We start from the raw sequence: 26,988 nt of genomic DNA on the forward strand, positions 1-26,988 counted from the left end.
CAGAGTTGAATCAGTCCAGGCCTTGCACCGGGTTCTGCACCACACGCTCCGGGAAGAACAGGCGCTGCAGCTCCAGCCCCGGGTGTTCGGCGCGCATGAACGCTTCGCCGACCAGGAAGGAGTAGACCTCGTTGATTTGCATCAGCTCGACGTCGGCGCGGTTGAGGATGCCGCTCTCGGTGATAGCCAGACGATCACGGGGGATGCGCGGCAGCAAGTCGAGGGTGGTTTCCAGGCTGACTTCAAAGGTGTGCAGGTTGCGGTTGTTGACGCCCACCAGCGGCGTGTCGACAGTCTTCAGCGCCCGCTCCAGCTCGTCGCCGTCGTGCACTTCGAGCAGCACATCGAGGCCCACGCCTTTTGCCGTCGCGGCCAATTCGGCCATCTTCACATCATCCAGCGCGGCAACGATCAGCAGCACACAGTCGGCGCCCAAGGCCCGGGCTTCGACGATCTGATAAGGATCGATCATGAAGTCCTTGCGAATCACCGGCAGCTTGCACGCGGCGCGCGCCTGTTGCAGGTAAATGTCGCCACCCTGGAAGTAATCGACGTCGGTCAGCACCGACAGGCAGGTCGCCCCGCCCTTCTCGTAACTGACGGCAATGTCGGCCGGAATGAAGTTTTCGCGGATCACGCCCTTGCTTGGCGAGGCTTTCTTGATTTCGGCAATGACTGCAGGCTGCTTGCGCTTGGCCTGTTCGATAAGGGCCTTGGCAAAACCGCGTGGCGCATCGGCAGCGGCCGCCAGGCGTTCAAGCTCGGCAAGGCTGACACGGGCGCTGCGCTCGGCGACTTCTTCGACCTTTCGCGCCAGAATGTTTTCCAGAACCGTCGGCACACTCATCCTTCATTCTCCTGCTTGAATACCGCGGTAAAGGCACCGAGCTCTTCGAGTTTTTCCCGGGCAAGGCCAGTGTGCAATGCGTCGTGAGCCAGCTCCACGCCCTGCTTGAGGCTCATGGCGTGGTCGGCGGCGTACAGTGCGGCGCCGGCGTTGAGCACAATCATTTCCGCAGCCTTCTGGCCGTTCTCGGTCTTGCGCCGGCCCAGGGCATCGCGGATCAGCTCCAGCGACTTGGCCGGGCTCTCCACGGCCAGGCCATGCAGGCTCTGGCTTTTCATGCCGAGGTCTTCGGGCTCGACCCAGTACTCGCTGATCTGGTCGTTCTTGAGTTCAGCAACGAAGGTTGGCGCCGCCAGGCTGAATTCGTCCAGGCCATCTTTCGAATGCACCACCAGCACATGCTTGCTGCCCAGGCGTTGCAGCACTTCAGCCAGTGGGCGGCACAGTGCCTGGGTGAACACACCGACGACCTGGTGCTTGACCCCGGCCGGATTCGTAAGCGGGCCGAGCATGTTGAACAGGGTACGCAAGCCCAGGTCACGACGCGGGCCAGCGGCGTATTTCATCGCCTTGTGGTGGGTCTGGGCAAACATGAAGCCAATGCCGACGCTATCGATGCAGCGTGCGACCTGAACCGGCGTCAGGTTCAGGTAGATGCCAGCGGCTTCCAGCAGGTCGGCGCTGCCACTCTTGCCCGAGACCGCACGGTTACCGTGCTTGGCCACGGTGCAACCGGCGGCGGCGACGACAAAGGCCGAAGCGGTGGATACGTTGAAGATGTTGGCGCCATCACCGCCAGTGCCGACCACGTCGACCACCTGGTCGAGGGTGTTGAGCTCGACCTTGTCGGCCAGCTCGCGCATCACCGACACGGCACCGACGATTTCATCGATGCTCTCGCTCTTCATGCGCATGCCCATCATGAAGGCGCCGATCTGCGCCTCGGTGCATTGGCCGGTCATGATTTCGCGCATGACGTCGCGCATTTCTTCGGTGCTCAGGTCCAGGTGGCCGACGATGCGGCTCAGCGCGCTCTTGATATCCATGTTCGATCCTTAACGGCGGCCGCCGGTCTGCTTGAGGAAATTGGCGAACAGCTCGTGGCCCTGCTCGGTGAGGATCGATTCGGGGTGGAACTGCACCCCTTCGATATTCAGCTCTTTATGGCGCAGGCCCATGATCTCGTCCACCGAGCCGTCTTCAAGGGCGGTCCAGGCGGTCAGTTCCAGGCACTCGGGCAGGGTTTCGCGCTTGACCACCAGCGAGTGGTAGCGGGTGACGGTCAGCGGGTTGTTGAGGCCGGCAAACACGCCCTGGTCCTTGTGCAGCACCGGGCTGGTCTTGCCATGCATCACCTGGCGGGCGCGCACGACTTCACCGCCGAAGGCCTGGCCGATGGACTGGTGGCCCAGGCATACGCCGAGGATCGGCAGCTTGCCGGCAAAATGCTTGATGGCCTCCAGCGACACACCGGCTTCGGTCGGGGTGCAGGGGCCAGGGGAAACGACAATGCGCTCGGGGTTAAGGGCTTCGATCTGGGCGATGGTCAGTTCGTCATTGCGAATGACCTTGACCTCTGCACCCAGCTCGCCGAGGTATTGCACGACGTTGTAGGTAAAGGAGTCGTAGTTGTCGATCATCAGTAACATCTGGGTTCAACCTCTTGCATCTACTGACTTTGAATACATGCCTTTCGATGTACCTGTGCTCGGTGCTACAGGTGCGAGCTTCCCGGTGCACACCAGCAAGCGCCGGTTACAGCAGGTAAAGCATTCAGAAAGGCAAAGCGGTACAGGGCCGGCTAACCGGCAAGAGATAAAGTCAGGCGCGCCAACGCCAACGGGCGTGGGCCTTGATAACGCGCATCAAGAGTTTGCTGACGATCAACACGGGGTAGGTCTCGTTCATACGTTCCCGCACAGTAGCGTACCGGCGCGGTCCACGCAATATGACGGTGGCATGCCGAAACGCTTTAGCGATGGAAGACGCGCGGAATGTTTTGCTAACGTCGTAAGGCGTCATCCGATAACAACAACGAAAAAGGATCTTTGCGATGTTGAACGCGCGCTCCCTGTTGCCTTGTGCATTCTCGCTGCTGGCCCTGGCCTGCTCCAGCGTCCATGCCGCCCCCTCCCCTTACTCAACTCTGATCGTCTTCGGCGACAGCCTTGCCGATGCCGGGCAGTTCCCCGACAGCAATGGCCCGGCGGGTTCCACCCAGCGCTTTACCAATCGGGTCGGGCCAACATACGCCAACGGCGAAGCCTTCGGCGCGGTTTCGCCCATGCTGCTCGGTGCCCAGCTGGGTGTTGCTGCTGCCGACCTGGGCGCTTCGACCTCGCCAGTCAATGCCGCGCTGGGTCGCCCGGACGGCAACAACTGGGCAGTGGGTGGTTACCGTACCGACCAGATTCTCGACTCGATCACCGGTACTTCCGACGTGATCATTCCACCGGGCAACCCCGGCGCCGGCACCGTGCTGCGCGAACGCCCGGGCTATCTGGCCGGTGGTCTGCGCGCCGACCCCAACGCGCTTTACTACCTGACCGGTGGCGGCAACGACTTCCTCCAGGGCCAGATCACCAGCCCGGCAACCGCCGCAGCTGCCGCCAATCGCCTGGCCGCCAGCGCCCAGGCCCTGCAACAGGGTGGCGCGCAGTACATCATGGTCTGGCTGCTGCCCGACCTGGGCCTGACTCCGGCCATCAACGGCACGCCGATGCAGGGCCCGGCTTCGCAGTTGAGCAGTATCTTCAACCAGCAACTGGTCGGCCAGCTGAGCCAGATTGATGCACAAGTTATTCCGCTCAATGTGCCGTTGCTGCTCCAGGAAGCCCTGGCTGCTCCGACGCAGTTCGGCCTGGCCAGCGGGCAGAACCTGGTCGGTACCTGTTTCAGCGGTAATGGCTGTGTGCAGAACGCAACCTACGGCATCAACGGCGCCACGCCCGACCCGAGCAAGCTGCTGTTCAACGATTCGGTCCACCCCACCAGTGCTGGGCAGGAGCTGATCGCCGACTACGCGTTTTCGATTCTTTCCGCCCCTTGGGAGCTGACGCTGTTACCAGAAATGGCCCACGCCAGCCTGCGCGCGCACCAGGATGAACTGCGCAACCAATGGCAAGGCCGCTGGCAGCCGGTTGGCCAATGGCAGGCCATCGTAGCCGCCGGGGGGCAGAACCTGGATATCGACAGCCAGCGCAGTTCGGCCAGCGCCGACGGCCATGGCTATAACCTGACCCTGGGCGGCAGCTATCGTCTGGACGAGGCCTGGCGTATTGGCGTGGCCACCGGCGTTTACCAGCAAAAGCTCGAAGCCGGCGAGCAAGACTCCGACTACAAGCTCGACAGCTACCTGGCCACCGCTTTCGTGCAGTTCCAGCAGAACCAGTGGTGGGCCGATGCCGCCCTGACCGGCGGGCACCTGGACTACAGCGACTTGAAGCGCACCTTCGCCCTGGGGGTAAATGATCGCAGCGAGAAAGGTGATACCGATGGCGAACTGTGGGCCTTCGCCGCACGCCTGGGTTATGACCTGGCAGCGCCCGGCAGCCGGTGGAGCCTGTCGCCGTTTGTCAGCGCCGACTATGCACGGGTGAAAGTCGATGGCTATTCGGAGAAAGGCACCCGCGCCACTGCCCTGAGCTTTGACGATCAGGACCGCGAATCGCGGCGCCTGGGCCTGGGCCTGCAGGGCAAGTACCAGGCCGGGCCCAGTACCTTGCTGTTCGCCGAAGTCGCTCACGAACACGAGTTCGAAGACGACCAGCAGGACCTGACCCTCCACCTCAACAGTCTGCAGGGCAACGATTTCACCCTGACCGGCTACACCCCGCAGAGCAATCTGAATCGGGCGGCCCTGGGCGTGAGTCAGACCCTCGCACCCGGCCTGGCCCTGCGCGGCAGTTACAACTGGCGCAAAAGCGACGAGCTGACCCAGCAGGGGATCAACCTGGCATTAAGCTTGGAGTTCTAGAGAGGGGGAACACGGCGCCTGCTACCAACAGGCGCCGTGGATCAGGCTCAGCTACGCGGCGACTGCTCGGCCAGCGCCACCGCACGGAACATCGCCCGGCGCTTGTTGATGGTTTCTTCCCACTCGAGCGCTGGCACCGAATCGGCAACGATACCGCCACCGGCCTGCACGTGCAGCTCGCCGTCCTTGATCACCGCGGTACGGATGGCAATTGCGGTGTCCATGTTGCCGTTCCAGGCAAAATACCCCACCGCACCACCGTAGACGCCACGCTTGACCGGCTCCAGCTCGTCGATGATTTCCATGGCGCGGATTTTCGGCGCGCCGGACAAGGTGCCCGCCGGCAGGATGGCACGCAGGGCATCCATGGCGCTCAAGCCCTGCTTCAGCTCGCCGGTGACGTTGGACACAATGTGCATGACGTTGGAATAACGCTCGATCACCATCTTCTCGGTGACTTTGACCGAGCCGGTTTCCGACACCCGGCCAGCGTCGTTGCGGCCCAGATCGATGAGCATCAGGTGCTCGGCGATTTCCTTGTCGTCAGACAGCAAGTCTTCTTCCAGCGCGCGATCAGCCTCTTCGGTGGCGCCGCGTGGGCGGGTACCGGCGATCGGGCGCACGGTGACCAGGTTGTCTTCGACCCGCACCAGCACTTCCGGCGAGCTGCCCACTACGTGGAAGTCGCCGAAGTTGAAGAAGTACATGTATGGCGTCGGGTTGAAGCAGCGCAGCGCCCGGTACAGGTCGATCGGCGCGGCCTTGAAGTCGATGGACATACGCTGCGACGGTACCACCTGCATGCAGTCGCCAGCGAGGATGTATTCCTTGATGGTATCGACCGCACGTTCGTAGTCGCTCTGGGTAAAGCTTGAGCGGAACTCAGGTTCTGCCGGCAGCGGCCCACCCAGATCGAGGCCGCGACGCGGGGCGATAGGCTGGCGCAGTTGCTCAAGCAGGCCTTCGAGCCGGGCCAGGCCGTTTTCGTAAGCGTCTTGTTCAGCCGGATCGGCGAGGACAATGGCGTGCATCTTGCCGGCCAGGTTGTCGAACACCACCACGGCATCGGAGACCATCAGCAAGATGTCCGGCACGCCCAGCGGATCAGGGTTCGGGCACTTGCCCAGGCGCCGCTCGACATAACGCACGCAGTCATAACCGAAGTAGCCGACCAGGCCGCCGTTGAAGCGCGGCAGGCCGGCGATGGTCGGCACCTGGTAGCGCTCCTTGAAGGCTTCGACGAAGGCCAGCGGATCTTCCACTTCATGCTGCTCGACCAGTTCACCATCATGGGTGATCCGCACCTGGTGATCGTGCACACGCAACACGGTGCGGCACGGCAGACCGATGATCGAGTAACGCCCCCACTTCTCGCCGCCCTGCACCGATTCGAGCAGGTAGGAGTTGGCGTGGTCAGCCAGTTTCAGGTAGATCGACAGCGGCGTGTCGAAGTCGGCCAGGGTCTCGCAGGCCAGGGGAATGCGGTTGTAGCCGGCAGCGGCCAGGCGCAGGAATTCTTCGCGGGTCATGATAGCCTCGTGGCAAGCAGCAGATGGGTCAGGCAGGCAAGCAGGCCGGCGTGGGCCGGCGGATAGCAGTCAGGCGCGCCAACGCCAGCGGGCCAGGGCCTTGATGACTTTCATCCAGAGTTTGCCGATAACCGCCACGATGGAATCTCGATCTGAGGGGGATTGAACGTCCGCCAACGTTATCCCAGTGGCCGGATCTAAGCAACCAGGCAACAGCGCGCGCAGGTCGTCGATGACCAGGCACGGCGCCTCTTCGCTGATCGGCCGGCCATGGTTGTAGCCATAGGTCAGGCCAACGCATTTGACCCCGGCAGCCTTGGCCGCCAGCACGTCGCTGCGCGAGTCGCCAACGAACAGCGCCTGCTCGGGCTCGACGCTGGCCATTTTCATCACGAACAGCAAGGCAGCCGGATCGGGCTTTTTCTGCGGCAGGGTGTCGCCGCCGATGATCCAGCGGAAATAACGGCCGATTTTCATCTGGTCAAGCAAGGGTGCAACGAAGCGCTCGGGCTTGTTGGTGATCAGAGCCATTTCCACGCCCTGCTTGTGCAACCACTTGAGGGTGTCGCGCACGCCGGGGTAGACCACCGTCAGCTCATGGCTTTCGGCGTAGGCCTGCATGAACAGCTCCAGGCCCCGTTCGGCTTCGTCGTCATCCACTGCGCCATGCTCGATGCCACCGGCCAGCGCGCGGCGCACCAGCACCGGCGCACCATTGCCGACCCAGTGGCGTACCGCCTCAAGGCCAGCGGGCGGGCGGCCCATTGCGAGCAGCATGTTATCCACCGCCGCTGCCAGGTCCGGTACCGAATCGATCAGGGTACCGTCCAGATCAAACATCACCAGTTTGGGCAGGGCGCCGGGGAACAGCTGCTCGAAGCCACTCATGGGCGGGCCAGGGCCAGTTCGGCGTGCATCTTGGCAATCACCTCACGGTAGTCCGGGGTGTTGAAGATCGCCGAACCGGCGACGAAGGTGTCGGCGCCAGCAGCAGCGATTTCACGGATGTTGCCGACGTTGACGCCACCGTCGATTTCCAGGCGGATATCACGGCCGCTGGCGTCGATCAGCGCGCGGGCTTCGCGCAGCTTGTCGAGGGTGCCGGGGATGAATTTCTGGCCACCAAAGCCTGGGTTGACGCTCATCAACAGGATCATGTCGACCTTGTCCATCACGTACTTGAGGGTGTCGAGCGGAGTCGCCGGGTTGAATACCAGGCCGGCCTTGCAACCGCCGTCGCGAATCAACTGTAGCGAACGATCGATGTGCAGGGTGGCTTCCGGATGGAAGGTAATGTAGCTGGCGCCGGCTTCGATGAAGTCACCGATAATGCGGTCGACCGGGCTGACCATCAAATGCACGTCGATCGGTGCGGTGATGCCGTACTTGCGCAGGGCGGTGCAGACCATCGGGCCGATGGTCAGGTTGGGCACGTAATGGTTGTCCATTACATCGAAGTGAACGATGTCGGCACCCGCGGCCAGGACGTTGTCGACTTCCTCGCCGAGGCGGGCGAAGTCGGCAGAAAGAATCGAGGGGGCAATAGCGTAGGGCTGCATGGCGCACCTGTAGGCAGAATCACAGTGGCGCGCATTGTACCTCAGGCAAACGCTCAGGGGCTGACCGGTATCAAGGCGGTCGACGGGTGCTCATCGCGGGGCAAGTCGACTCGACTCGCCCCGCGAACGATCTCAACCCGGCTGCTGGGTACGCAGCTTCTCGCTGCGCCCACGCAACCACTCCAGGGTCAGCAACAGCACCACCGAGAAGGCAATCAGCAAGGTTGCAGCGGCGGCGATGGTTGGGCTGAGGTTCTCGCGAATGCCGCTGAACATCTGCCGTGGCAGGGTCGCCTGCTCGGGGCCGGCGAGGAACAGGGTGACCACCACCTCGTCAAAAGACGTGGCAAAAGCGAACAGCGCCCCGGAGATCACCCCCGGGGCAATCAGCGGCAGGGTCACCCGCCGGAAGGTGGTCAGCGGCGAGGCGCCCAGGCTGGCGGCGGCACGCACCAGGTTATGGTTGAAGCCCTGCAGGGTCGCCGAAACGGTGATGATGACGAACGGCACACCCAACACCGCATGCACCAGGATCAACGAGATAAAGCTGTTGCCCATGCCCAGCGGGGCAAAGAACAGGTAGCTGGCCACACCGATGATCACCACCGGCACCACCATGGGCGAAATCACCAGGGCCATGATCAGCGACTTGCCGGGGAAATCACCGCGGGTCAGGCCGATCGAAGCCAGGGTGCCGAAGATCATCGCCAGCACCGTGGCCGCCGGGGCAACGATGATGCTGTTCTTCAGCGCGCGCATCCACTCGGCGGAGGCGAAGAAGTCGTGGTACCACTGCAGCGAAAAGCCCTGCAGCGGGTAGACCAGGAAGCTGCCGGAGTTGAACGACAGCGGAATGATCACCAGCACCGGCAACACCAGGAACAACAGGATCAGCCCGCAAAGGATGCGCAAGCTGTAGAACCAGACCCGCTCGACGGGCGACATGTAGGGGCTCAGCATGACAACGCTCCTCAGCTCAGGCGCAGGCGGCTGGCGCCGACCAGCCAGCTATAGATCAGGTAAAGCAGCACGGTGGCCAGCAACAGCAGGCCGCCCAGCGCGGTCGCCATGCCCCAGTTGATGCTGGTGTTGGTGTAGAAGGCCACGAAGTAGCTGACCATCTGGTCGTTGGGGCTGCCGAGCAGCGCCGGGGTGATGTAGTAGCCGATGGCGAGGATGAACACCAACAGGCAGCCCGCGCCTACGCCGGCGTAGGTTTGCGGGAAGTACACGCGCCAGAAGCTGGCAAACGGATGACAGCCCAGGGATATCGCCGCACGCATGTAGGTGGGCGAAATGCCCTTCATCACGCTGTAGATCGGCAGGATCATGAACGGCAGCAGAATGTGCACCATGGAGATGTACACCCCGGTGCGGTTGAACACCAGTTCCAGCGGTTTGTCGATGATGCCCATGGCCATCAGCGCGCTGTTGATCAGCCCGCCCGATTGCAGCAGCACGATCCAGGCCGCGACCCGCACCAGGATCGAGGTCCAGAACGGCAGCAGCACCAGAATCATCAGCAGGTTGCTCTGCCGGGTCGGCAGGTTGGCCAGCAGGTAGGCCAGCGGATAGGCCAGCACCAGGCAGATGGCTGTGATGACGAAGCCCATCCACAGGGTACGGGTGAAGATGTCCAGGTAAATGGCCTGGTCCGGGGTGGCCTTGGCCAGCTCGCCGAGGTCATCGATACGATGGTCCAGGGCCGCCAGCAGGTAGAACGGGGTGACGCTACTGGTGTTACGGCGGATCGCCTGCCAGTAGGCCGGATCGCCCCAGCGCTCGTCCAGTTCCTGCAGGGCTTCTTTATAGGAAGCCGGCTCGGTCTTGAACGGCAACGCTCGCGCGGTCTTGGCCAGCAGGCTGCGATAGCCGGCCAGCTCCATGTTCAGACGCTTGGAGGTATCGCCCAGGGTCTGGTTCTTGCGTGCTTGCGCGAGGTCTTCGCTTAGCGCCTTATATACCGCCTCCCCTGGCAGGCCCTTGCCGTCCCACTCGGCCACAGCCGTCACAGTCAGCGGCAATCCGCCGACCACTTCCGGGTTGCCCACGCTCTTGTACAACAGCGCGGCAATCGGCACGAGGAACACCAGCAGCAGAAACAGCGCCAGCGGTGCGATCAGCGCTTGCGCCTTCCAGCGGTTGACCCGCTCGGCACGCTTGAGACGCTGCTTGAGGTTGGAACCGGCGCCTTCATTCAGGGGCACTGCGATGGCCATAGCGAACTCCGAAATCTTGAGAACAAGGAGCGCCGGCGGCAAGCCGACGCCCCATCAGCAGCCCTTACTTGGCAGCCCAGGCGTTGAAGCGTTGCTCCAGCTGCTCGCTGTTGTCGGCCCAGAACGCCACGTCGATCTGCACCTGGTTGGCAATGTTTTCCGGGGTGGTCGGCATGTCTTTCTTGATCTCGTCGGACAGCAGCGCGACGGCCTTGGAGTTGGCCGGGCCGTAGGCGATGTTCTCGGAGTAGGTCTTCTGCTGTTCAGGCTGGACCGAATAGGCGATGAATTTCTTTGCCTCTTCAACATCCTTGGCGCCTTTGGGGATGGCCCAGGCGTCGAAGTCGTAGATACCGCCGTTCCATACGACTTTCAGGTTGCTCTCTTTTTGCACCGCGGCAATCCGGCCGTTGTAGGCCGAGCTCATGACTACGTCACCCGAGGCCAGGTACTGCGGCGGCTGGGCACCGGCTTCCCACCACTGGATGCTCGGCTTGAGTTCGTCGAGTTTCTTGAAGGCGCGGTCCTGGCCTTCCTTGGTGGCGAGTACCTTGTAAACGTCCTTGGGCGCAACACCGTCGGCCATCAGGGCGAACTCGAGGGTGTACTTGGCGCCTTTGCGCAGGCCGCGCTTGCCTGGGAACTGCTTGGTGTCCCAGAAATCCGCCCAACTGGTCGGCGCAGTCTTCAGCTTATCGGCGTTGTAGGCCATGACCGTGGACCAGACGAAGAAGCCGACACCGCACGGCTGGATAGCGCCGGGAACATAGTCGGACTCGTTACCGAACAGCGCAGGATCAAGTTCTTCGAACATACCCTCGTCGCAACCACGGGCCAGCTCCGGCGATTCGACCTCCACCAGGTTCCACGACACGCTCTTGGTGTCGACCATGGCTTTGACCTTGGCCATTTCACCGTTGTACTCGCCAGCGACGATCTTGCCCTTGCCCGCCTTCTCCCATGGCTCGTAGAACGCCTTGACCTGGGCCGCCTTGTTGGCGCCGCCGAAGGAAATCACGGTCAGGTCGGCCGCCATGGCCTGGCTTGCCGCAAACAGGCCCAGGGTCAGGGCGGTCAACTTCAAGTGCTTGAGCATTATTATTCTCTCCACAGAACAGGGTTGGTGAAGCAAACCTTCAATTGGCTTCCAGCAGAGGATCGAGCGCGCGGGCGTGCTCCACCTGCCAGCCAAGCGGTACCACATCGCCCACGGCCAGGGCCGGGTCGAGTTCGGCAATCGGCTGCTTCACGAAGAAATCGGCCTTGCCGCAGACTTCCAGGCGTACCCGCACGTGGTCGCCCAGGTAGATGAATTCGGCCACGCGCCCGGAGAAACGGTTGACGCAGCTTTCGCTGTGGCCGTTGAGGCGCACGCGCTCGGGGCGGATCGACAGGGTTACCGGCTCGCCGGCCTGGCCGACATTGACCGCCAGCGCCTCGACCTTCTCGCCGCGCGGCAGCAGCACCTGGCAACGCTCGCCATCGTGGCTGAGCAAGCGGCCATTGATGCGGTTGTTTTCGCCGATGAAGTTGGCGACGAAGGTGTTTTTCGGCTCTTCATACAGGGTGCGCGGGTCGGCGATCTGCTGGATCTCGCCCTGGTGGAATACCGCGACGCGGTCGGACATGGTCAGCGCTTCGCCCTGGTCGTGGGTCACATAGACCACAGTGACGCCCAGGCGCTGGTGCAGGTGCTTGATCTCCATCTGCATGTGTTCGCGCAGTTGCTTGTCGAGGGCGCCCAGCGGTTCATCCATCAGTACCAGTTGCGGCTCGAACACCAGCGCCCGGGCCAAGGCTACCCGTTGCTGCTGGCCACCGGAAAGCTGGCCGGGGTAACGCTGGGCGAAAGCGTCGAGCTGGACCATGTTGAGCACGCGCTTGACCCGTTCGCTGATGTCGGTCTTGCTCAGGTTGCGCACGCTCAAGGGGAAGGCCAGGTTCTCAGCCACGGTCATGTGCGGAAACAGCGCGTAGTTCTGGAACACCATGCCGATGTCGCGCTTGTGCGGCGGCACGTTGTTGATCGAACGGCCAGCCAGCTGGATCTCGCCTGCAGTCGGCGTTTCGAAGCCGGCGAGCATCATCAGGCTGGTGGTCTTGCCGGAACCGGACGGGCCGAGCAAGGTGAGAAACTCACCCTTGCGGATATCCAGGTTGAGGTCTTTGACGATCAGCGATTCGCCGTCGTAGCTCTTCTGCACACCACGGAAGCTGACCAGCACTTCGCCGGTTGCAGCGCTCGAATTCACCTCACTCATACCCGCACCTTTTTGTTGGATGACTGCTGTATCCAAAGCCTAGTGAAGGCGGCAAGCGGCGCAAATCGGCGGTGGAGAGAGATTGATATCAGCAGGATGGAAGGGTTGGGGTAGGGATTGCCCTACAAGAGTGGCGTTTTTGGATATGTGCATGGCAGGTTCAATGCTATCGCGGGTCAAGCCCGCTCCTACAGATCCCTACTTTGTAGGAGCGGGCTTGACCCGCGATGAGCTCAGCGCAATGTCGCTTCTGGAACACTCACAACAGCTTGTGCTCCATCGCGTACTTCACCAGCTCCGCCAGCGAGGTGACGTTGAGCTTCTGCATCAGCCGCGCCTTGTGGGTGCTGATGGTCTTGTTGCTCAGCGCCAGTTGCTGGGCAATATCGTTGACGTTAGCGCCCTGGGCCAGGCGCTCGAACACCGAGAATTCGCGCTCAGACAGCAATGAATGCAGCGGCCGGGCATCGGTGAGGCCGACCTCGAAGACCATGCGGTCAGCCAGGTCCGGGTCGATGTAACGCCCGCCACCGGCGACCCGACGAATCGCGGTGAGCAGCAATGCCGGATCACTGTCCTTGGTGGCGTAGCCGGCAGCGCCGACTTTCAGCGCCCGCGCTGCCATCTGCGCTTCGTCGTGCATCGACAGCACCAGGATCGCCGGTGGGTTGTTCAAGGCGCGAATCCGCGGGATCGCCTCCAGGCCATTGACCCCGGGCATGGAAATATCCAGCAGCACCACCTCACACTCGGTATGGCGCAAGGTTTCCAGCAGCTGTTCGCCATTGCCGGCCTCCCCCGCTACCTGCATGTCCTTGGCCAGGCCGATCAACTGCTTGATGCCTTCACGGACAATGGTGTGGTCTTCGGCAACCAGTACTCGAATCACGCAATGCTCCTAATCCAGGGGGATGGCCACGCTCAGGCTGGTGCCCTCGCCCGGCTCGCTTTCCAGGGTCATGCTGCCACCGAGCATCAGCACCCGCTCACGCATACCGACCAGGCCAAAGGACGTTGGCCGACTTTGCTCGAGGACAAACCCTACGCCATCATCGATCACCGTCAGGCGCAGGGTCTGGCCATCGAGGCTCAGGCTGATCTGCACAGTATGCGCCTGGGCATGGCGCATGACATTGGTCAGCGCCTCTTGCAGGATGCGGAACAGGCCAATGGCCTTGGCATCACTCAAGGGTGGCAGATTCTCCGGTACCTGCACCAGGCAGGGGATCTGCGTGCGCGCCTCGAAACGCCGGGCCTGCCACTCGATGGCCGAAGCAATGCCGGCATCGAGGATCGGCGGGCGCAAGGCGGTGGCCACATCGCGCACCAGCTGGAACAGCTGGGCGATCAGGCGCTTCATGCTGCCCAGGCGCTCGTTGAGGCCGGGGTCCAGTTCGGCGTAGGCCAGTTCGCACATGGATGTTTCAAGCTTGAGCACCGTGAGCATCTGTCCCAGCTCATCGTGCACTTCCCGGGCAATACGGGCTTTTTCTTCCTCGCGAACGCTTTCCAGGTGCGCCGACAGTTCGCGCAGTTGCTCCTGTGAACGGGCCAGCTCGAGCTCGACGCGCTTGCTCTGGCTGATGTCCCAGACCACTCCGTCCCAGACCACCCGGCCATCCGCCAGGGTGCGGGTACTGGCCTTGATGTCGGCCCAGCGCTGCTCGCCCTGGCGGGTCAGGATCCGCCCTTGCCAGGACCAGTCGCTGTCAGTGGCCAGGGCCAGGTCCTGGACCCGGTGGTAATCGGCGCGGTCGTCAGGGTGCACCAGGTTGCGCAGGCCCATGTCCGGATGCTGCAACGCCGCAGGCGCATAGCCCACCAGGGCTTCACTGCCTTCACTGATGTAGGGGAACTCCAGCTCGCCTTCGGCCGGGTTGCGTTCAAGGCGAAACACCAGGCCGGGTACGTTGCCGGCAATACCCTTGAGCCGTGCCTCGCTCTCGCGCAGCGCCGCCAGGGCGCGCCTGCGTTCGGTGACATCGGCAAGAAACACCACCAGGTATTCGGCATCACGAAAGCGCAGAAAGCTCAGCGACACATCCACCGGCAGCAGGCTGCGATCGGCACGCAGGCACCGGGTTTCAAAATGCTGCGGGGCTTCATCGCTGGCACGGGCACGCTTCCACAGATCGAGCCAGCGGTCCATGTGCAGGTTCGGCTCGAAATCAATCAGCGGCCGATCGATCAGCGCCCCCGAGGGGTAACCGAGCATGCTTTCGGCGGCCCGGTTGGCATAGCGCACATGGCTGTCCCAGTTGACCCAGAGAATGCCCACGGTGCTCTGGTCGATGGAAAACTGGCTCAGGCGCAAGGCTTCTTCGCGGGCCTGGCGCTGGGCCAGGGTGTCGCGGGTGGCCAATAGACTGTACTCGAGCTGCTGTAGTTGCCGACGCTGCCAAATGACGATGGCCACGCAACTGAGCAGCAGCGCCGCCAGCAACAGCCCCAGGTTCTGCCAAAAGCCCGGGGATTCGCTCAGGCGCGGGTATTTAGGCTCCAGCCAGCGCTGGTGGAGTTGCTCCAGGTCCTTGGCCGGAACGGCCTGCAGGCCGCGCTCAAGAATCTCGGCCAGCTCCGGCCAGTCCCGGCGCGAGCCGACCCGCAGCAACTGCGGCAGGCCGATATCACCGACCACCACCAGCTCGCTGAATTCACTTTCCCGAGACAGACGGCTCAACTGCGCTTCATCTACCACGGCAAACCGCGCCTGTTCGCTGAGCACCAGCTGCAACGCCTGGCGCTCCTGAGGCACGCCTTGCAGGTTGAGGTTGGTGTAGGTGGCACGCAGGTAGTCGGCGACAGTGCTGGGCATGCGCACGGCGACCCGATCGGTACTGGCGAGCTTCTCCAGATCAACCGCCACCGCGCCAGTACGCGGGCCGACAATCAATTGCGGCACGCGCATGTAGGGATCGCTGAACAACCATAGGCGCAGGCTGGCAGGTGTCTGGGTCAGACCTGGGGCCAGATCGACTTCGCCGGCCTGCAGCGCATGCTCAAGGGCAGCCTGATCGGTAAAGTTGCGCCAGGTAAGGTCCAGCCCCAGCGAACGGCCAAGCCAGTTCATCAGCTCGACGTTGACCCCATAGAGCTGCTGCAGGCGCCGGTCGAACTGGGCAAAAGGTGCCTGCAACACCAGCCCGACGCGCAGGCTGCGGTGTTGCTCAAGCCATTGCTGCTGAGCCGGCTCCAGCACAACCTGCGCAGGCGTGGCAGGCGAAGCTGCCCCTGTGATCAAGGGCAGGCAAAAACAGCCGATAAGCAACAGGCAGCGCAAAAGCTTCATCTGCACTCTCATCAAGGGTAGGACGGCCACCGAGCATGGCCGTCCTGAGCAAATACTATTAGGCTGCCGGTATTAATCTGGCCTGGATCGATCCATGTTCGCACTTTATCGCACGACGCTGCCGGCGTTATGCCTGTCACTGATACTACCTTGTACCGCACAAGCAGCCGCTGGCGAAACGCCAGAAGCGGCTGCCGACAGCAAACCTGCCGCAGTCGAACGCCAACCGCTGGCCGAACGCAGCCAGGAAGACGCCCAGGCCCTGGAACGCCAGGTTCCTGCAGCCGAACAGCAAACCCTGCAGGCTGGCAGCGACAGCTTCCTGGCCCTGTGGAAACCGGCCAACACTGCCGAACCCGAAGGCGCCCTGATCATTCTTGCCGGTGCTGGCGAAAATGCCGACTGGCCGAAAACCGTCGGCCCGCTGCGGCGCAAGTTTCCCGATGCCGGTTGGCACAGCCTGAGCCTGGCCCAGCCGGATTTGCTTGCCAGCGCCCCGCAGGCGCGCGTCGAAGTACCCCCGGCAGTGGAAAAAAAGGCCGAGCCAGGCGAAAGCGCACCGGCCAAGGACACCCCGGCCAATGCCAACGCCAGTATCGAGCAGGCCACGGCAGCCGAAAGCGAGAACAGCGAAAGTATCGAACAAGCGAAGGCGCCGGTCGACGATGACAAGGCCGATGCCGAACGCATCTTCGCCCGCCTCGATGCGGCCGTTGCCTATGCTCAGCAACAGAACGCCCGCAGCATTGTCCTGCTCGGCAACGGCAGCGGCGCCTACTGGGCAGCGCGTTACCTGAGCGAACGGCAACCGGCCCAGGTGCAGAAGCTGGTAATGGTCGCCGCGCAGACGCCAGCCCAGGCCGAACAGAGCCTGGACAGCCTGGCGCCGAACCTCAAGGTAGCCACCGCAGACTTCTTCTACGCCACCCTGCCCCAGGCCAGGCGCGCCGCCGAGCAGCGCCTGCAAGCCAGTAAACGCTTGAAGGACGCCAACTACCGGCAGGTCAGCCTGACCGCCATGCCAGGCAACAGCGCGGCGGAACAGGAGCAATTGTTCCGCCGCATCCGCGGCTGGCTCAGCCCGGAAAAACTCGACTAGAAGCCACGGCGTTTACGGATGACGGCGTAGGCCTGATGCAGTTCGCGGGTTCGTTCGGTGGCCTCGCGAACCTGCGCGGGGCTTGCGCCATTGCCCACCAGCTTGTCCGGATGATGACGGCTGAGCAGGCGCCGGTAGGCTTGTTTGATCTGCCCGGCTTCGCTGTCGGCGCTGACCCCAAGCATGCGCAAGGCTTGTGGATAACCCAGCGTGCCATCGGCCAGCACAGCCTTTTGCGGCTCATAGTCCAGCGCCAGGGCCTGGCCCTTGGCTGCCGACCAGCCAAGGGCCTGGCCCCACGCCAGCAGCAGCTCGCATTCATGCCGGCCAGCCTGGCCATCAGCCCAGACCATGCGCCAGCATGCGCGCAACATGCCTTCGGCGGCATGCGGCTGTTGCTTGAGGCGGCGCAGATGAACACCCAGGCGCTCCTTGCCAGCCTTGCCACGATTAAACGCGGCGATGGCGCGGCGCCTGGCCGGCTCGCTCATTTCCAGGCGCTGCATCTCCACCCGTGCCTGCTGGATATGGCCATCGACCACCCGTCCGTCGCTCTTGGCCAGGCGCCCAAGCAGGACGAACAGTACCTCGTCGTCACGCAGCACCGGCCGCCCACCCAGGCGTTCACGCAGATGCGCCCAACTGTGCAACTGCAAACGGCGGTCCATCGCCTGGCCCAGCAACGCCCCCAACAACGCCCCGGGAATACTGGCGATGGCAAAGCCTGCTCCGGCACCTATCACTGTGCTCGGCCACAACATATCAGCGGCGCTCAGCGAGCAGTTGCTCGACTTCGGCCAGCCGCTCCAGGGTGCCGACATCCACCCAGTGCCCGCTGAAATGCTCACCACTGACCTGCCCGGCCGTCATCGCCTGGCGCAGCAACGGCGCCAGCTTGAAGGCGCCGGCCTGGCAGTCGGCGAACAGCTGTGGGGCGAGGACGGCGATACCGCTGTAGGTCAGGGTGTCAGCATCGGCGTTAGCATCGCTGACCTGGCCTTTATCCAGACAGAAGTCACCCTTGCCATGATGACCAGGGTTATCCACCAGCACCAGGTGGGCCAGGCCGTCGAGATGCTTCGGCAAGCCGGCGAAGTCGTACTCGGTCCAGATATCGCCATTGACCAACACAAAAGGCTCATCGCCCAGCAACGGCAGGGCCTTGAAGATGCCGCCGCCGGTCTCCAGCGGCTCGCCTTCGGGTGAGTAACTGATGTTCAGGCCCCAGCGCGAACCATCGCCCAGGTGATCTTCGATCTGCTGCCCGAGCCAGGCGTGATTGATTACCACATCCTTGAGGCCGGCCGCTGCCAACGCACGCAGGTGGTACTCGATCAGCGGCATACCTGCCACCGGCACCAGCGGCTTGGGGGTGTGCAGGGTCAGCGGGCGCATGCGCTCGCCTTTGCCTGCAGCAAGAATCATCGCTTTCATGGACGCGCTCCGGCTGCGGCCTGCAGGCTCTCGATCAGTTCATCGAGTTCGGCCAGCTCCGGCCTGCGCGCGATCACTTCATCTATATAGGCAAAGAAGCGCGGTACATCGGCCAGGTAACGCGGCTTGCCGTCGCGGTGGCAGATGCGCGCAAAGATGCCGATGACCTTGAGGTGACGCTGCACGCCCATCAGGTCGCTGGCGCGGTGGAAGTCCTCGAACTCGGCCTGCACCGGGATGCCCTTGGCCTGGGCGCGCTGCCAGTAATCCTCGAGCCAGCCCTGCACGCGTGCCTGCGGCCAGCTCAGGAAGGCATCCTTGAACAGGCAGGTGATGTCATAGGTGACCGGCCCGTACACCGCGTCCTGGAAGTCCAGCACGCCGGGGTTTGGCTTGCTGTCCATCAGGTTGCGTGGCATATAGTCGCGGTGCACCAGCACCTTTGGCTGGGCCAGGGCGCTGTCGATCAACAGGCTGCTGATACGCTGCCAGGCGGCCAGTTGCGCATCGGTAAAGCCCAGGCCCAGTTCACGGCCGACGTACCACTCGGGGAACAGCTCAAGCTCGCGGCGCAACAGGGCCACGTCGTAGCTTGGCAGCGGCGCGTTCATCGGCAACTGCTGGAAGGCCAGCAGCGCATCAATGGCGTCGTTGAACAGGCCATCGGCGTTCTCGGCGTTGATCACATCGAGGTAGGTCTGGGTGCCCAGGTCGCTGAGCAACAGGAAACCACGTTCAAGGTCCTGGGCATGAATGACCGGAACATTGACCTCGGCCGTGGCCAGCAAGTGGGCAATATCAACGAATGGCCGGCAGTTTTCCTGCGGTGGTGGCGCATCCATGACAATAAAGCTGTGGCCTTCGGCCTGCCAGCGGAAGTAGCGGCGAAAGCTCGCATCGCTGCTGGCGGCGGTCAGGCTACCCGCGGGAACCGTGCCCCAGCCCTGTTTATGGAACAGATTTGCCAGCTGCTCGGCGAGCCAGACATTCAGGTGTTGCAAGCGTACATCGTGATCGGGCATTACAAGGGTCTCCGACGGCCCTAGCCGTCAAGCGGGTCATGCTTTATTATCCAGCATCTTTTTCAGACCATCGAGAGGCGTGCGGCCCCACACGCGGGCAGATGGCACGCAGGAAGCCCGGACTAATAAGATGGCATTGAAATCCCCCGCGTTTCGTAAAAAATTCCCGTTGCTGGTCACCGGCGGTTTGCTGGCGATGCAACCTCTGGCCACCCCATACGTGGTTGCCGCAGAGCAGTTCGACTGCCAAGTGTCTGCTGCCGGAGGCTGGGACTGCAAGCCCAAAACCCCTGCCGCCGCACTGCCGCCGCGCCCGGTGCACGCCGGGGCGGCCGCCAGCTCGTCCGGTGAAACGCCAGCCGGCTCCGGCGAGGTCGCCCAGGAGCAGGCTCAAGGTCCGGTGCTGGTCACCGAAGCCAAAGGCCGCGTGCTGAAATCCCGTAGCCCCGATGCCAGCCATCTGGATTGGGTCCCTCGTGACCAGCTCACCCCAGCCCAGCTCGCCGAAACCGGGCCTTACTGCGCCGGTGCCTACATCGAGCCGACCCGTCCGGGCATGACCGACACCACGCCCAAAGACGAGTCGCCGACCTTCATCGGTGCCAAGGTTTCGCGCTACCAGCAGGAGCAGCAGATCGCCACCCTCGCCGGTGACGTAGTCATGCGCCAGGGCAGCATGCAGGTCGAGGCCGACGAGGCCAACCTGTACCAGGCCGAGAACCGTGGTGAGCTGAGCGGCAATGTGAAGATTCGCGACAACGGTTCGTTGGTGGTCGGCGATCACGCCGACATCCAGCTCGACACCGGTGAAGCCAAGGTCGATAACGCCGAATACGTGATGCACAAATCGCGCATCCGCGGCAGCGCCCTGTACGCCAAGCGTGCAGAAAACGCCATCATCCGCCTCAAGGATGGTACCTACACCACCTGTGAGCCGAACAGCAACGCCTGGCAGCTCAAAGGCAACAACATTACCCTGAACCCGGCCACCGGCTTCGGTACCGCGACCAACGTCACCCTGCGGGTCAAGGATTTCCCGGTGTTCTACACACCGTACATCTACTTCCCGATCGATGACCGCCGCCAGTCCGGTTTCCTGCCGCCGTCGTTCAGCACCAGCAGCGATACCGGCTTCATGCTGGTCACGCCGTACTATTTCAACCTGGCGCCAAACTACGACGCCACCTTGTATCCACGCTACATGGCCAAGCGCGGCATGTTGATGGAAGGCGAGTTCCGCTACCTGACCAAGTCCAGCGAAGGACAGTTCGGTGGTGCCTACCTGAATGACAAGGATGATGACCGCAAGCTGCAGACGGACTACAAAGATCAGCGCTGGATGGTCAACTGGCAGCACAAGGGCGGCCTCGACGAGCGCCTGATGACTGAAGTCGACTACACCGACTTCAGCGACCCGTTCTACTTCCAGGACCTGGAATCGGATCAGATCGGTGTCGAAAGCCGGGACTTCGTCAATCAGCAAGGTGCGTTGACCTATCGCGGCGATACCTACACCGCGCGGCTGAACGTGCAGGCTTTCGAGCTGGCGACCATTTCGCAGATCACCCCGTATGACCGCCTGCCGCAGGTCACTTTCAACGGCATGCTGCCTTACCACCCGGGCGGGATGAACTTCACCTACGAATCCGAGGCTGTACGCTTCGAGCGTGATCTGAAGAACGGCACTGTCTTCGACAAGGACGGCAAGCTCGATACCAGCGTTCGCGCTGACGGTGGCCGCATCGACCAGAACATCACAGGTCTGGCCCGGGCCAACGGCACTCGCCTGCACCTGGCGCCGACCATCAGCCTGCCGATGGAAGCAAGCTATGGTTATGTGCGGCCATCGCTGAAGTACGCCTACACCCACTATGACCTCGACCTCGACAGTCAGGGCAAGGCCCAGGCACCAGGCCAGCCGCGCGAATTCGGCCGGTTCAACTCTTCGCAGGATCGCGATGTACCGATCGTCAGCGTCGACAGCGGCCTGTACTTCGACCGTAACACCCAGTGGTTCGGCAAGAACTACACCCAGACCCTGGAACCACGTCTGTACTACCTGTACGTCCCGTACAAGAACCAGATGGACATCCCGGTCTTCGACACCAGCGAGTACACCTTCAACTACGCCTCGCTGTTTCGCGACAACCGTTTCAGCGGCAACGACCGTATCGGCGACGAGAACAAGCTGTCGCTGGGCGTGACCAACCGCTGGATCGAAGAGAACGGCTTTGAACGTCAGCGCCTGAGCGTTGGCCAGGCCCTGTACTTCAAGGACCGCAAGGTTCAGTTGCCTGGCATTGCCTACAAGGACCGTCAGGACGCACAGTCGGACGTTTCCCCGTACGCACTGGAATACGAATACCGCTTCAATCGTGACTGGCGCTTCAATTCCGATTTCAACTGGGATCCGGACAGCCGCAGCACCCGTTCGGGCAGCGCGATGTTCCATTACCAGCCTGAAGACAACGTCAACAAGGTGGTCAACCTCGGTTACCGCTACCGCAACGACATGGTCATCTACAACAGCGCCACTGGTCGCTGGCAGGTAGGTGGTGGCGACTATGGCCAGCCGGGTGACGCGAACTACATCAAGGACTACTACAAGATCCAGCAGCATGACTTCTCGGTCATGTGGCCGATCGTTCCGCAGTGGACCGCGATCGCGCGCTGGCAGCATGACTACAACCGCAACCGCACGCTGGAAGCCTTCGGTGGTTTCGAATATGACAACTGCTGCTGGAAGCTGCGTCTGATCAACCGTTACTGGATCGATTACGACGATTACAGCCAGGCAATTCCGCAAAACGAAAAAGGCGACCACGGCGTCTTCCTGCAGATTGTGCTGAAAGGCCTCGGCGGCGTAGTGGGCAACAAGGTCGAGTCTTTCCTCGACCAGGGCATTCAAGGTTATCGTACTCGTGAAGACCAAGCTTACTGATTGTCTGCGCCCGCTGTTGCTGGGCGCAGTATTGCTGACCGGCACGGCGCACGCCGCCGTGCAACCTCTGGACAGCGTTGTGGCCATCGTCGACAACGACGTGGTGATGAAAAGCCAGCTGGACAGCCGCGTACGCGAAGTCCAGCAGACCATCGCCAAGCGTGGCGGCCAGGTGCCGCCTGCCGGTGTCCTGGACCAACAGGTGCTCGAGCGCCTGATCGTCGAGAACCTGCAACTGCAGATCGGCGATCGCTCGGGCATCCGCATCACCGACGAAGAACTGAACCAGGCCATCGGCACCATTGCTCAGCGCAATGGCATGAACCTGGAACAGTTCCGCGCCGCTTTGGCCCATGACGGCCTGTCGTACGAAGATGCCCGCGAGCAGGTTCGTCGCGAGATGATCATCAGCCGTGTGCGCCAGCGCCGGGTTGCCGAGCGCATCCAGGTCTCTGAGCAGGAAGTGAAGAACTTCCTCGCCTCGGAGCAAGGCCAGATGCAACTGTCGGAAGAATGGCGCCTGGCCAATATCCTCATCCCGACCCCGGAAAGCGCCAACTCGGCGCAGATCCAGGCGGCCGCGCAAAAGGCTGGTGAGGTCTACTCGCGCCTGAAAAGCGGTGCCGACTTCGGCCAGATGGCAATCGCCAGCTCCGCCAGCGAGAACGCCCTGGAAGGCGGTGAAATGGGCTGGCGTAAAGCCGGCCAGTTGCCCCCAGAGCTCGCCAAGCTGCTCAGCAGCCTGAGCGTCGGCGACGTGACTCAGCCACTGCGTATTCCTACCGGTTTCCTCATCATCAAGATGCAGGAAAAACGCGGCGGCGGTGGTGCCACCATGCGCGACGAAGTGCATGTCCGCCACATCCTGATCAAGCCAAGCGAGATTCGCAGCGAAGCGGCGACCAAGGAACTGGCACAACGGCTGTATGACCGCATCCAGAATGGTGAAGATTTCGCCACGCTGGCCAAGAGCTTCTCCGAAGACCCTGGCTCGGCACTCAATGGCGGCGATCTCAACTGGATCGATCCAAGCGCCCTGGTGCCAGAGTTCCGCGAAGAAATGGCCAACGCCCAACAGGGCCAGGTGACCAAGCCATTCAAGACCCAGTATGGCTGGCACGTGCTCGAAGTGCTGGGCCGCCGCGCCACCGACAGCACCGAACAGGCCCGCGAGCAACAAGCGATGAACGTACTGCGTAACCGCAAGTACGATGAAGAACTGCAGACCTGGCTGCGTCAGATCCGTGACGAAGCCTACGTCGAAATCAAGCTTCCTGGCGCCGATCAGGCCGCGCAGTGAAACCGCAGCGCTTCGCCCTCACACCCGGCGAGCCGGCCGGCATAGGTCCTGACCTGTGCCTGCTGCTCGCCACGCAATCCCAGCCGCACCCCCTGATTGCCATTACCAGCCGTGACCTGCTCGCCGAGCGGGCCACGCAGCTGGGCGTGGCCGTCACGCTGCTGCCGGTGAGCCTCGACGCCCTCCCCGACCAGCCCGCTCCGGCAGGCAGCTTGTATGTCTGGGACACGCCGCTGCAAAACCCGGTGGTCGCCGGCCAGCTGGACAAAGCCAACGCCGCATTCGTCCTGCAAACCCTGACCCGCGCCGGGCAAGGCTGCCTGGACGGGTATTTCGCCGGGATGATCACCGCACCGGTGCACAAGGGTGTGATCAACGAAAGCGGTATCGCCTTTTCCGGGCACACCGAGTTTCTCGCCGACCTGACCAACACCGCGCAAGTGGTGATGATGCTGGCGACCCGCGGCCTGCGCGTGGCCCTGGTGACCACGCACCTGCCGCTGCGTGAGGTTGCCGATGCCATCACCAGCGAGCGTCTGGAGCGCGTCACGCGGATCCTGCATGCTGACCTGCAACACAAGTTCGGCATAGCCAACCCGCGCATCCTGGTCTGCGGCCTCAACCCGCATGCCGGCGAGGGTGGCCACCTGGGCCACGAAGAAATAGACACCATCGAACCGACATTGGCGCGCCTGCGCAGCGAAGGCATGGACCTTCGCGGCCCGTTGCCCGCCGACACCCTGTTTACCCCCAAATATCTGGAGCACTGCGATGCAGTGCTGGCGATGTACCACGACCAGGGCCTGCCCGTGCTCAAGTACAAAGGCTTCGGCGCTGCGGTCAACGTGACCCTGGGCCTGCCGATCATCCGCACCTCGGTCGACCACGGCACCGCCCTGGACCTGGCCGGCAGCGGCAAGATCGACACCGGCAGCCTGCAGGTCGCCCTGGAAACCGCCTACCAGATGGCCGAGACCCGAAAATGACCGAGCAATACCAACACAAGGCGCGCAAGCGCTTTGGCCAGAACTTCCTGCACGACGCCGGGGTCATCGACCGCATCCTGCGCTCGATCCACGCCAAGGCCGGCGAGCGCATGCTGGAAATCGGCCCTGGCCAGGGCGCCCTGACCTCCGGCCTGCTCGCCAGCGGCGCGCAGCTGGACGTGGTCGAGCTGGACAAGGACCTGGTACCGATCCTCAACCAGCAGTTCGCTAACCGCGACAACTTTCGCCTGCACCAGGGCGATGCACTGAAGTTCGACTTCACCACCCTCGGCGCTGCCCCCCACAGCCTGCGCGTGGTCGGCAACCTGCCGTATAACATCTCGACGCCACTGATCTTCCACCTGCTGGCCAACGCCGAGCTGATCCGCGACATGCATTTCATGCTGCAGAAGGAAGTGGTCGAGCGCCTGGCCGCAGGCCCTGGCGGTGGCGACTGGGGCCGCCTGTCGATCATGGTGCAGTACCACTGCCGGGTCGAACACCTGTTCAACGTCGGTCCCGGCGCGTTCAACCCGCCGCCCAAGGTCGATTCGGCGATCGTGCGCCTGGTGCCACACGAAACCCTGCCGTTCCCGGCCAAGGACCATCGCCTGCTCGAACGCATCGTTCGCGAAGCCTTCAACCAGCGCCGCAAAACCCTGCGCAATACCCTCAAGGCCCTGCTCAGCAGCGACGCCATTGAAGCTGCCGGCGTCGATGGCAGCCTGCGCCCCGAGCAACTCGACCTCGCCGCCTTCGTGCGCCTGGCCGACAAGCTGGCCGAGCAACAGGGCGCCGCGTAACCTGCGCCATAGGCCAGTCATGCCCGCATGACTGGCCGGCTACCCCGCCGATAGCCTAGACTGACGCCATCGCCGTATCCGCGTCTGTTGCCAAGGCCCCTTGCATGTCTGATCCCCGTTACCAGATCGACGTCAGCGTCGTGACCCGCTTTCTCAAAGAACAATCCGACCCCGAAAACGACCGTTTCGCCTTCGCCTATACCATTACGGTGAAGAACAATGGCTCTGTGACCGCCAAGCTGATGTCACGACACTGGCTGATCACCAACGGTGATGGCCATGTCGAAGAGGTCAAGGGCGCCGGTGTGATCGGCCAGCAACCGACCATTGAACCCGGGCAAAGCCACACCTACAGCAGCGGCGCGGTGATCAGCACCAAAGTCGGCACCATGCAGGGCAGCTATCAGATGTTTGCCGAGGACGGTAAGCGTTTCGACGCCGTCATTGCCCCCTTCCGCCTCGCCGTCCCCGGAGCCCTGCACTGATGGCGGTATACGCAGTCGGAGACCTGCAAGGCTGCCTGCAGCCGCTCAAGTGCCTGCTCGAACGGGTGAACTTCGATCCAGAGGTCGACCGCCTGTGGCTGGTCGGCGATCTGGTCAACCGCGGCCCGGAATCACTGGAAACCTTGCGCTTCCTTTATTCCATCCGCGAATCGCTGGTGTGCGTACTGGGCAACCATGACTTGCACCTGCTGGCCGCCTGGCACAACATCGAGCGCCTGAAAAAAAGCGACACCCTGCGCGAAATTCTCGATGCGCCAGATGCTGGCGAACTGCTCGACTGGCTGCGCCGGCAAAAGCTGCTGCATTACGACGAGCAGCGCGGCGTAGTGCTGGTGCACGCCGGCATCCCGCCGCAGTGGACCCTGGGCAAGGCCCTGGAGCTGGCAGGCGAAGTTGAGGAAGCGCTGCGCGACGACAATCGCTTCAAGCCCTACCTCGATGGCATGTACGGCAACGAGCCGAACAAGTGGAGCAAGGACCTGAGCGGCGTCACCCGCCTGCGGGTGATCACCAACTACTTCACCCGCATGCGCTTTTGCACCAGCGAAGGCAAGCTCGACCTCAAAGGCAAGGAAGGCGCCGACACCGCCCCGCCCGGCTACAAGCCCTGGTTCGCCCACAAGGGCCGCCGCTCAAGGCATGTGAAAATCATCTTCGGCCATTGGGCCGCCCTTGAAGGGCGTTGCAAGGAGCCCGGGGTGATCGCCCTGGACACCGGCTGCGTCTGGGGTGGCGCGATGACCCTGTACAACGTCGATACCGGCGCATTGCAGCGCTGTGAATGCACCGAGCAAGGCACCCCGCGCACGCAGCCTGCGTCCGCACAACCGGCTAGAATGAACGACCAGTCCTGAAGGAAACCGTACCCATGAGCGAATTCAAACGCATCCCTCCCGAGCAGGCCCAGGCGCTGCGCGAGCAAGGTGCGGTCGTGGTCGATATTCGCGACCCGCAAGCCTTTGCCGCCGGCCACATTACCGGCGCAAGCCACCTGGACAATCACTCGGTAGCGGACTTCATCCGCACTGCCGATCTCGATGCCCCCACCGTAGTGGTCTGCTATCACGGTAACTCCAGCCAGAGCGCTGCCGCCTACCTGATCAGCCAGGGCTTTTCCGACGTCTACAGCCTCGACGGCGGCTTCGAGCTGTGGCGTGGCACCTACCCTGCAGAAACCGCCCAAGGCACTGCCGAATAATTTTTTTCATCTCTCGCAG

Annotated in this window: 24 protein-coding genes; 9 read left to right on the plus strand and 15 right to left on the minus strand. The window is 62.8% G+C overall.

The window, feature by feature from the left end:
• Window positions 1–10: 10 nt before the first annotated feature.
• From trpC to LOY37_RS24795, 3 genes are read right to left on the minus strand one after another with little or no spacing between them, the layout of a single operon-like run.
• Entirely contained in the window at window positions 11–847 is an 837-nt protein-coding gene (gene trpC / locus LOY37_RS24785) for an indole-3-glycerol phosphate synthase TrpC (protein ID WP_258715923.1), read from the minus strand.
• A complete protein-coding gene (trpD, locus tag LOY37_RS24790; RefSeq protein WP_045199323.1) occupies window positions 844–1,893 on the minus strand; it encodes an anthranilate phosphoribosyltransferase in 1,050 nt (349 codons plus the stop codon). Before trpD ends, trpC begins: the two co-directional genes overlap by 4 nt.
• 9 nt (window positions 1,894–1,902) lie before the next feature.
• Window positions 1,903–2,496 (minus strand): aminodeoxychorismate/anthranilate synthase component II, encoded by a 594-nt coding sequence (locus LOY37_RS24795; protein ID WP_195885148.1) that lies wholly within the window; start codon window positions 2,494–2,496, stop codon window positions 1,903–1,905.
• 407 nt (window positions 2,497–2,903) lie between these two features.
• On the opposite strand from LOY37_RS24795, the gene estP reads away from it, so the two are divergent.
• Window positions 2,904–4,823 carry an esterase EstP gene (estP, locus tag LOY37_RS24800; RefSeq protein ID WP_408980735.1) on the plus strand — a complete coding sequence of 640 codons (1,920 nt, stop codon included), beginning with the start codon at window positions 2,904–2,906 and terminating at the stop codon, window positions 4,821–4,823.
• 47 nt (window positions 4,824–4,870) lie between these two features.
• Here estP and trpE read toward each other — a convergent pair whose 3' ends face one another.
• From trpE to LOY37_RS24845, 9 genes are all read right to left on the minus strand, one after another.
• Window positions 4,871–6,352, minus strand: a complete 1,482-nt coding sequence (trpE, locus tag LOY37_RS24805; RefSeq protein WP_258715925.1) for an anthranilate synthase component I — start codon at window positions 6,350–6,352, stop codon at window positions 4,871–4,873.
• A 69-nt stretch (window positions 6,353–6,421) separates the two neighbouring features.
• On the minus strand, window positions 6,422–7,240 hold the full coding sequence (locus LOY37_RS24810; RefSeq protein WP_045199315.1) for a phosphoglycolate phosphatase: 819 nt from the start codon (window positions 7,238–7,240) through the stop codon (window positions 6,422–6,424).
• Window positions 7,237–7,911, minus strand: a complete 675-nt coding sequence (gene rpe / locus LOY37_RS24815; protein ID WP_045199313.1) for a ribulose-phosphate 3-epimerase — start codon at window positions 7,909–7,911, stop codon at window positions 7,237–7,239. The genes LOY37_RS24810 and rpe overlap by 4 nt, the downstream gene beginning before the upstream one ends.
• 132 nt (window positions 7,912–8,043) lie before the next feature.
• Window positions 8,044–8,871 carry an ABC transporter permease gene (locus LOY37_RS24820; protein WP_045199311.1) on the minus strand — a complete coding sequence of 276 codons (828 nt, stop codon included), beginning with the start codon at window positions 8,869–8,871 and terminating at the stop codon, window positions 8,044–8,046.
• Window positions 8,872–8,882: 11 nt separating this feature from the next.
• Window positions 8,883–10,130: an ABC transporter permease gene (locus LOY37_RS24825; RefSeq protein ID WP_045199309.1), complete on the minus strand. Its 1,248-nt coding sequence runs from the start codon at window positions 10,128–10,130 to the stop codon at window positions 8,883–8,885.
• Between the two features lie 64 nt (window positions 10,131–10,194).
• Window positions 10,195–11,226 (minus strand): ABC transporter substrate-binding protein, encoded by a 1,032-nt coding sequence (locus LOY37_RS24830; protein ID WP_258715926.1) that lies wholly within the window; start codon window positions 11,224–11,226, stop codon window positions 10,195–10,197.
• A gap of 40 nt (window positions 11,227–11,266) precedes the next feature.
• Window positions 11,267–12,391 carry an ABC transporter ATP-binding protein gene (locus LOY37_RS24835; RefSeq protein ID WP_038998451.1) on the minus strand — a complete coding sequence of 375 codons (1,125 nt, stop codon included), beginning with the start codon at window positions 12,389–12,391 and terminating at the stop codon, window positions 11,267–11,269.
• Window positions 12,392–12,650: 259 nt separating this feature from the next.
• Window positions 12,651–13,280: a response regulator transcription factor gene (locus tag LOY37_RS24840; protein WP_093378971.1), complete on the minus strand. Its 630-nt coding sequence runs from the start codon at window positions 13,278–13,280 to the stop codon at window positions 12,651–12,653.
• Between the two features lie 9 nt (window positions 13,281–13,289).
• Window positions 13,290–15,680, minus strand: a complete 2,391-nt coding sequence (locus tag LOY37_RS24845; protein ID WP_258715927.1) for a PAS domain S-box protein — start codon at window positions 15,678–15,680, stop codon at window positions 13,290–13,292.
• A 94-nt stretch (window positions 15,681–15,774) separates the two neighbouring features.
• On the opposite strand from LOY37_RS24845, the gene LOY37_RS24850 reads away from it, so the two are divergent.
• Window positions 15,775–16,779 carry an alpha/beta hydrolase family protein gene (locus LOY37_RS24850; RefSeq protein ID WP_213603098.1) on the plus strand — a complete coding sequence of 335 codons (1,005 nt, stop codon included), beginning with the start codon at window positions 15,775–15,777 and terminating at the stop codon, window positions 16,777–16,779.
• Here LOY37_RS24850 and LOY37_RS24855 read toward each other — a convergent pair.
• The 3 genes from LOY37_RS24855 to LOY37_RS24865 are packed head-to-tail and all read right to left on the minus strand — an operon-like array spanning window position 16,776 to window position 19,235.
• A complete protein-coding gene (locus LOY37_RS24855; protein ID WP_258717224.1) occupies window positions 16,776–17,540 on the minus strand; it encodes a DnaJ domain-containing protein in 765 nt (254 codons plus the stop codon). The two genes, LOY37_RS24850 and LOY37_RS24855, sit on opposite strands and share 4 nt — an antisense overlap.
• Window position 17,541: 1 nt before the next feature.
• The gene (gene murU, locus LOY37_RS24860) at window positions 17,542–18,213 is read right to left on the minus strand and encodes an N-acetylmuramate alpha-1-phosphate uridylyltransferase MurU (RefSeq protein WP_258715928.1); all 672 of its coding nucleotides are present in this window, start codon (window positions 18,211–18,213) and stop codon (window positions 17,542–17,544) included.
• Window positions 18,210–19,235 (minus strand): aminoglycoside phosphotransferase family protein, encoded by a 1,026-nt coding sequence (locus LOY37_RS24865; protein ID WP_258715929.1) that lies wholly within the window; start codon window positions 19,233–19,235, stop codon window positions 18,210–18,212. The genes murU and LOY37_RS24865 overlap by 4 nt, the downstream gene beginning before the upstream one ends.
• A 130-nt stretch (window positions 19,236–19,365) precedes the next feature.
• Here LOY37_RS24865 and LOY37_RS24870 point away from each other — a divergent pair, with 130 nt between their 5' ends.
• From LOY37_RS24870 to glpE, 7 genes are all read left to right on the plus strand, one after another.
• Complete coding sequence (locus LOY37_RS24870) at window positions 19,366–22,176, plus strand: LPS-assembly protein LptD (RefSeq protein ID WP_258715930.1); 2,811 nt, start codon at window positions 19,366–19,368, stop codon at window positions 22,174–22,176.
• Window positions 22,157–23,476: a peptidylprolyl isomerase gene (locus LOY37_RS24875; protein WP_045199291.1), complete on the plus strand. Its 1,320-nt coding sequence runs from the start codon at window positions 22,157–22,159 to the stop codon at window positions 23,474–23,476. The genes LOY37_RS24870 and LOY37_RS24875 overlap by 20 nt, the downstream gene beginning before the upstream one ends.
• Window positions 23,473–24,462 (plus strand): 4-hydroxythreonine-4-phosphate dehydrogenase PdxA, encoded by a 990-nt coding sequence (gene pdxA, locus LOY37_RS24880; RefSeq protein WP_258715931.1) that lies wholly within the window; start codon window positions 23,473–23,475, stop codon window positions 24,460–24,462. The genes LOY37_RS24875 and pdxA overlap by 4 nt, the downstream gene beginning before the upstream one ends.
• Complete coding sequence (gene rsmA, locus LOY37_RS24885; protein WP_045199287.1) at window positions 24,459–25,265, plus strand: 16S rRNA (adenine(1518)-N(6)/adenine(1519)-N(6))-dimethyltransferase RsmA; 807 nt, start codon at window positions 24,459–24,461, stop codon at window positions 25,263–25,265. Before pdxA ends, rsmA begins: the two co-directional genes overlap by 4 nt.
• Window positions 25,266–25,369: 104 nt before the next feature.
• Window positions 25,370–25,750: a Co2+/Mg2+ efflux protein ApaG gene (apaG, locus tag LOY37_RS24890; protein ID WP_258715932.1), complete on the plus strand. Its 381-nt coding sequence runs from the start codon at window positions 25,370–25,372 to the stop codon at window positions 25,748–25,750.
• On the plus strand, window positions 25,750–26,625 hold the full coding sequence (locus LOY37_RS24895; RefSeq protein WP_258715933.1) for a symmetrical bis(5'-nucleosyl)-tetraphosphatase: 876 nt from the start codon (window positions 25,750–25,752) through the stop codon (window positions 26,623–26,625). Before apaG ends, LOY37_RS24895 begins: the two co-directional genes overlap by 1 nt.
• A 14-nt stretch (window positions 26,626–26,639) precedes the next feature.
• Window positions 26,640–26,969, plus strand: coding sequence for a thiosulfate sulfurtransferase GlpE (gene glpE, locus LOY37_RS24900; protein ID WP_045199281.1), 330 nt, complete (start codon window positions 26,640–26,642; stop codon window positions 26,967–26,969).
• Window positions 26,970–26,988 lie beyond the last annotated feature (19 nt).

Origin of the sequence: Pseudomonas sp. B21-012, from assembly GCF_024749305.1 — a bacterium.
Lineage (GTDB): Bacteria > Pseudomonadota > Gammaproteobacteria > Pseudomonadales > Pseudomonadaceae > Aquipseudomonas.